Raw genomic sequence first — 6,097 nt, forward strand, 5'->3', positions numbered from 1 at the left:
GGCCGGCAAGGCCAGGCCGTCGGGGCGTGGCCGCGGCCGCCGCTGGCAGGCGGCCACGGTGCCCGAATTCGCGACAAGCTTGTTACTTCCCGGCTCGTTTTTCCACGAATAGCATGCAGACCTGTAGTGCTCCTTTTTTCGTGATCAACCAACAGGATGCCGACATGAACAAACCCGCTGAAATCACCCAGGAATATGGCCCCTTTCCGGGCATAGACGCCGTGCATGGCGTCACCTACGACGGCCGCCACGTGTGGCTCGCATCCGGCGACAAGCTGAATGCCCTGGACCCGCATACCGGCCAGGTGACGCGCCATATCGATGCCGCGGCCAGCGCCGGCACGGCCTTCGACGGCAAGTGCTTTTATCAGGTCGCCGGCGAGCATATCCAGAAAATCGACCCGCATACGGGCGAGGTGCTGGCGTCGATCCGCACCCCCGACGGCGACGGCCATTCGGGCCTGGCCTGGGCCGAAGGCATGCTGTGGGTGGCCCACTACAAAAGCCGCAAGATCTATCAGGTAGACCCGGATACGGGCAAGGTGCTGAACACGCTGCAGTCCGACCGTTACGTGACCGGGGTGACCTGGGTTGATGGCGAGTTGTGGCATGGCACCTGGGAAGACGACGCCAGCCAGTTGCGGCAGATCGACCCCCATACCGGGCAGGTGCTGGACAGCCTGGACATGCCGCCCGGCGCGTTCGTGTCCGGGCTGGAATCGGATGGCGAGAGTCAGTTTTTTTGCGGTGGGGGCGCCACCGGCAAGCTGCGGTCGGTGCGCCGGCCCAAGCGCGTGCCGCAACAGGCATCGCCCGCGCCGTGAACGCAGTAACCTAGCGGTTTGCACACGCAGGAACAGGAGTTGTCGTGAATCGCTGCTTTCGCAGGTGGGGAACCGCGGTTGCGGTTTGCCTGGCCATGGGCAATGCCGTGGCCGAAGAAGCCGGCGGCAGGCAGGCCGAGGTGCGCCGCATCGTGGATGCGGTGGTGCAACCCTTGATGAAGCAGTACGACATCCCCGGCATGGCGGTGGGAGTGGTTGCGCAGGATGACGCGGTGGTACTGAACTACGGCGTGCAGTCGCGGCAAACCAGCCAGCCCGTTGCGGCGGGCACGCTGTTCGAGGTGGGGTCGCTGACCAAGACCTTCACCGCCACGCTGGCCGCCTGGGCGCAAGTCCAGGGCAAGTTGGCGCTGACAGACCCCATAGACCGCTACCTGGCTGAATTGCAAGGCACCGCGTTCGGCCAGGTGGCGCTGTTCCACCTGGCCACGCACACGGCTGGCGGGCTGCCGCTGCAAGTGCCGGACGACATCCATGACCAGGCCGGGCTGCTGGATTACTTCAAGGCCTGGCAGCCCAAGTATCCGGTGGGAACCTACCGAACCTACGGCAACCCTGGCATCGGTACCCTGGGCGCGATCGCCGCGCGCAGCCTGGGCGGGAATTTCGCTACCCTGATGCAGCAGCAATTGCTACCCGCGCTGGGCATGGCGAGCACCTATATCGACGTGCCCGAAGATCGCCTGGCTTCGTATGCGCAGGGCTATACCAAGGATGGCAAGCCCACCCGCCTGTCGCCCGGCCTGCTTTGGCAGGAAGCCTACGGCGTGAAGACGAATGCGGCCGACATGGTGCGCTACCTGCGCGCGAACATGGGCATGGCCGACGTGGACGCCGGCCTGCGGCGCGCCCTGGCGGACACGCGTGCGGGCTATTTCCGGGTGGGGCCCATGACGCAAGGCCTGATCTGGGAATGGTATGCGTATCCCGTCAGCCTGCAGGCCTTGAAACAGGGCAATTCGGCATCCGTCATCCTGGAGCCCACGCCGGTAACGGCCCTGGTTCCGCCCACGCCCGCGCGCCAGGATGCCTGGGTCAACAAAACCGGGTCCACCAACGGGTTTGGCGCTTATGTGGCCTTCGTCCCGCAACGCCGCATCGGTATCGTGCTGCTGGCCAACCGCAACTATCCCATCGAGGCCCGGGTGGCGGCCGCGCATGACATCGCGCGGCAACTGGACGCGGGCCTGGCCCGGCCCGGCCATTAACGGGCCGTCCGCCCGCTTTTCCTGGGGCGGGCCACGGGCTTGCCGGCCAGCGCGCCGCTGTGGTTCAGTTGGTCCATCCAGGACAGGGCGTCCAGGTAGGCCAGGAACTGATGCAGGTAGCCGGCCGATTGCTCGCGCATCAGTTGCAGGCCGCGGTGCACCAGGTGGTTGGAATTCAGGGGCCCGGCGTTCTCGTGCACCTGTTCTTCCGATTGCCGCAACTGCCTGTCGGTGCTGACCCGGGCCCAGGTGGCCCGGAAATAATCCAGCGATTCCAGTTCGGGGTACAGCGCGCGGCGGCCGGCGGGGTTGTCCGGCGCGGATTCCGCCTGCAGCCCGGCCTGGGCCTCGATGTGCGCAAGCAATCCGGCCAGCGTGCTGTCAACGGCCCGCGCGGCCGGTTTTTCTTCGCCCTGGCCTGCGCGGGCTGTCGCCGCCACGCGGGCGCCATATTGCGCCATTTGTTCGGCAAGCTTGCCGTCCAGTATCCGCCGCGCCTCGCCGCGCAGGCCGGCGGCCCGGCGGGCCATGCCCTGCAGGGTGTGGAAACGCAGCGGATCCAGGCGGTCGGCGCCTTGCTCGCGCCATGCGTCCAGGGTTTGCTGCGCCGGGCACGGCGGGCGGCTAGTCACGCGCCTGCTCCATGGTGGGGCGGGCAACCGGGGCGATTTCCACGCGCCGGTTGCTGGCGCGCCCATCGGCGTCGGCGTTCGAGGCTACGGGGCGCTGCTCGCCGAACGCCGCCGCGAACACGGAAGAGGGCGGTATGCCTTGCTCGATCAGTGCGCGCGTGACCGTCAGGGCGCGCTGCGCCGACAGTTCCCAGTTGTCGGCGAAGCGGCGATTATCGCCATGCACGGCCTGGTCGTCCGTGAAACCGCTGACCATCAGCACTTCGTCCTGTGCCTGCAGGTACGCGGTCAGCGGCGCGATCAGGCTCTTGAGCACTTCCAGGCCCTCGGGCTGCAACTGGTCGGAATTCAGCGCGAACAGCACATTGCCGCTGATGCCGATACGGCCATCCACCAAGGTGACGCGCCCCGCCGCCAGGGGGCCTGCCAGCGCCTGTTCCAGGGCCACACGGCGCTGGGTTTCTTCCTGCCGCTGCTTCACCTCGTCTTCCAGCCGGCTGGACAGTTCCAGTTGTACACCGATGACACTGACCAGGATCAGGACGAAAGCGCCCAGCAGCACGGACATCATGTCGCCGAACACCGCCCAGGCAGGGGCGGTGGGTTCTACGCCGGCGTCGAATTCGTCTTTCATGCCGCGTCGCTGCTGGCCGCCGCCCGCTGGCTGGCAAGCTGCTGCAAGTCTTCGATGATCTGCCTTTGCGACATCACGCTCAGGTCGACGACCTCGCGCGCCTGGGCCACGTAATAGGCCAGTTGCTCATCGCTGCGCGCCAGCGACTTGTCCAGCGATGCTTCGATGCGTTGCAGTTGTTCGACCAGCTTGTCGTTGGTCTGGCCGAATGACTGCACCGATGCGCCGAAGGCTTCGCCCAGGCTGGCCACTTCGATGGCGCTGCTGGCGACTTGCGCGGCCACGCCGTCCAGCTTGCCGGTTTCGGTTTCGACCTTGTCGGTGAACCGGGTGCCCACGCGTTCCAGCAGGCCGGCGGATGTGGCGATCAGTTCGTCCACCGCGGCGCGCTGCTGGGTCGACGCATGGTTCACGGCGTCGAGCAGGGTGCTCAGGGTTTCCATCAGGCGGCCACGCTCGTCCAGCATGGTGTTGTCGCGCGCCATGCTGTCGGCCAGTTTCTGGCGCAGTTCGGCAATGACCTCGGCCGCGGCCTTGGGGGCCTCGGCGGCGGTTTGCACCAGTTGGGCCACTTCGGCAATGGTGTCGCGCGCGTGCGCCTGGGTTTGCGCCGACATGTCCTGGGCAATTTGCGCCAGGGTGTCGCAGATTTGCTGCTGGCGTTCCACGGCGTGCGCGCTGGCTTGTTCCCATTGCTGGCGCAGCGCGCCGGCAATGTCGTCCATCGAAGCGTTCCAGGTGGCCACGATGTCCGCCGTGGCTTTGGGGGCCTCGGCCGCGGCATGCGCCAGTTGCGTCATTTCGGCAAGAGTGTCGCGGGTGTGCGCCTGGTTCTGCGCGGCAATGTCGCGGGCGGTTTGCGCCCAGGCATCGCAGATCTGCTTCTGCTGTTCGGCCGACTGCGCGCCGGCCTGTTGCCACTGTTGCAGCAAGGTGTCGGCCATGCCGTCCAGCGAGGCATTCCACGCGGCCAGGCGCTGTTCGTCGCGCGCGGCCAGGTCGGCTTGCAGGCCGGCCTGCGACTGTTTCACGGCATCGAGCAGCGACGTGGCGTGTTGTTCCAGGTTGGCGGTGGCAGCCGCCAGGACAGCCTGGTGGCTGCCCGCCATGGCCGTGTTGGCCTGTTCCTGTTGATCCAGGGCGCGGGCCCAGGCTTCCGCCATATGGCCGGCCGTGCTGTCCAGGCGGGTGGCCACGCCGTCCAGCAGATTGGCCGAACGCTGGTCGAAGGTGGTGGTGAATTGCTGCAGCGAGGCGCCCAGGCCGTGGGCAAGGGCCTCGTTGGCCTGCCGGTGTTGCGCCAGCGCCTGGGTCCAGGTGTCGGCAACCGATGCGGTGGTGGTGTTGAAGCGGCCCGATAAGCCATCCAGCTGTTCGCGCACGGCCTGCGTGACGGTGTTCTGCCAGGCGGTGGTTTCGCGCGCCAGGCCCGCCAGGGTGGCTTCAACGGCCGGCTGGATGGCCGCGCCGGCGGCCGCGGCGCTGTCGGCCACGCTTTGCTTCACGGCCTGTTCCACCGAGGCCGCCAGCCGCGAATAGGCGGCTTCGGTCTTGTTGTGGAAGGTATCCTGGCCCGCCGCGAGGCGATCGTTCAGTGCCTGGTTCTGTTGTTCCAGCGCGGCCACCATGGCTTGCAGGCGGTCGACCAGGGCAGGCATGGCATCGGCCTGCCGTTGCAGCAGCTTGTAGGTTTCCTCGCGCTGGTGGCCTTGCGAATAGCCGCGCAGCGTAGTGGCTATCCTGGCGTCGAGTACCTGGGCTGCCTGGATGCGTTCGCGCCGGCACAGCGCCGCCAGCAGGCCCAGCGCGGCGGAACTGGCCACGCCCGCGACCGAGGTGCCGAAGGCGAAGCCCAGCCCTTTTACCGGCGTGGCCAGCGAGGCGCGGATGGCCTGCAGGTCGATGGCGCTTTCCAGTGCCGCGCCCGTGCCGCGCAGCGTGGCGACCATGCCCAGGAAAGTGCCCAGCATGCCCAGCAATACCAGCAGGCCCACCAGGTAGGGAGCCAGGGACGGCCCGGGCAGGGCGACCCGTTCACCCTCGATGCGCAGGCGCGCCGCATTGCGCAGGCCGGGGTGCAGTTGGTCCAGCCAGCCGCCCAGTTGGGCGGGCGCATCGGACAATCCGTCCAGGGCGCGCGATAGTGTCGTGGTTGCTTGCTGATAGCGCCAGAGTTCGATGGCACCCGCCAGGTAGACAGCGGCGATCAGCAGCGTGACGGCCAGGGCCAGCGGGTTCGATCCCACGTAGCCGGCGCCGATCCAACCCACGGCCGCCAGGCCGGCCAGGAAAACAACAAGAGGAACAAAGTATCGGGTCATGGGTGTCCGGGTCAGTTGCCACGCACGGCGGCCAGCAGGCCTTCGATCGGTTGTAAACGTATGTCGAGCTCGGCCAGCAGCACGCTGCGCATGTCCTGGCGAAAGCGTGCCAGCCAGGGCGGCAGCCGTGCCGGCGGCGGCGCATCGCCATTCTGTTCTTGCTCGGCCAGGGCCGCGCGGCGCAGGCGCTGGAAGTGGCCTTCCAGCAGCCCGGGTATGGTGGACAGCATGCGCCGCTCTTGCAGGATGAGCGACCGTTCCATGATGGCGTCCACCATGGCCAGGCGGGCCTTCTCCGGCGCCTGAGTGGCAAGCGTCGCGCGCAGGCGGCCGCGCAGCTTGGCGATCTGGTTTTCCATCGACTGTTGCAGGGCCAGGTAGCGCTGGCGATAAGTGCTGTAGTCGGGCTCGTCGTCCTGCGCAATGCGCGCGGCCGCCAGGGGCCCGCGCGGCGGCG

At 67.6% G+C, this 6,097-nt stretch carries 6 protein-coding genes; 2 read left to right on the plus strand and 4 right to left on the minus strand.

Going from position 1 to position 6,097, the window contains the following annotated elements; translation table 11 throughout:
- Positions 1-164: 164 nt before the first annotated feature.
- Entirely contained in the window at positions 165-824 is a 660-nt protein-coding gene (locus LPZ50_RS20315) for a glutaminyl-peptide cyclotransferase (RefSeq protein WP_230664377.1), read from the plus strand.
- Positions 825-919: 95 nt separating this feature from the next.
- Positions 920-2,053: a class C beta-lactamase gene (gene ampC / locus LPZ50_RS20320; protein ID WP_268903508.1), complete on the plus strand. Its 1,134-nt coding sequence runs from the start codon at positions 920-922 to the stop codon at positions 2,051-2,053.
- On the opposite strand, the gene LPZ50_RS20325 is transcribed toward ampC, so the two are convergent.
- The 4 genes from LPZ50_RS20325 to LPZ50_RS20340 all read right to left on the minus strand — a co-directional run.
- Positions 2,050-2,685, minus strand: a complete 636-nt coding sequence (locus LPZ50_RS20325) for a DUF2894 domain-containing protein (RefSeq protein ID WP_230664381.1) — start codon at positions 2,683-2,685, stop codon at positions 2,050-2,052. The two genes, ampC and LPZ50_RS20325, sit on opposite strands and share 4 nt — an antisense overlap.
- The gene (locus LPZ50_RS20330) at positions 2,678-3,319 is read right to left on the minus strand and encodes an OmpA family protein (RefSeq protein ID WP_230664383.1); all 642 of its coding nucleotides are present in this window, start codon (positions 3,317-3,319) and stop codon (positions 2,678-2,680) included. The genes LPZ50_RS20325 and LPZ50_RS20330 overlap by 8 nt, the downstream gene beginning before the upstream one ends.
- Positions 3,316-5,640: a DUF802 domain-containing protein gene (locus LPZ50_RS20335; RefSeq protein ID WP_230664385.1), complete on the minus strand. Its 2,325-nt coding sequence runs from the start codon at positions 5,638-5,640 to the stop codon at positions 3,316-3,318. The genes LPZ50_RS20330 and LPZ50_RS20335 overlap by 4 nt, the downstream gene beginning before the upstream one ends.
- An 11-nt stretch (positions 5,641-5,651) precedes the next feature.
- Positions 5,652-6,097, minus strand: a 446-nt coding sequence (locus LPZ50_RS20340) for a DUF3348 family protein (protein WP_230664387.1), incomplete at its 5' end; no start/stop codon positions are given.

Source organism: Bordetella petrii (genome assembly GCF_020991325.1).
In the GTDB taxonomy this organism is placed as follows: Bacteria; Pseudomonadota; Gammaproteobacteria; order Burkholderiales; family Burkholderiaceae_B; genus Bordetella_A; species Bordetella_A petrii_E.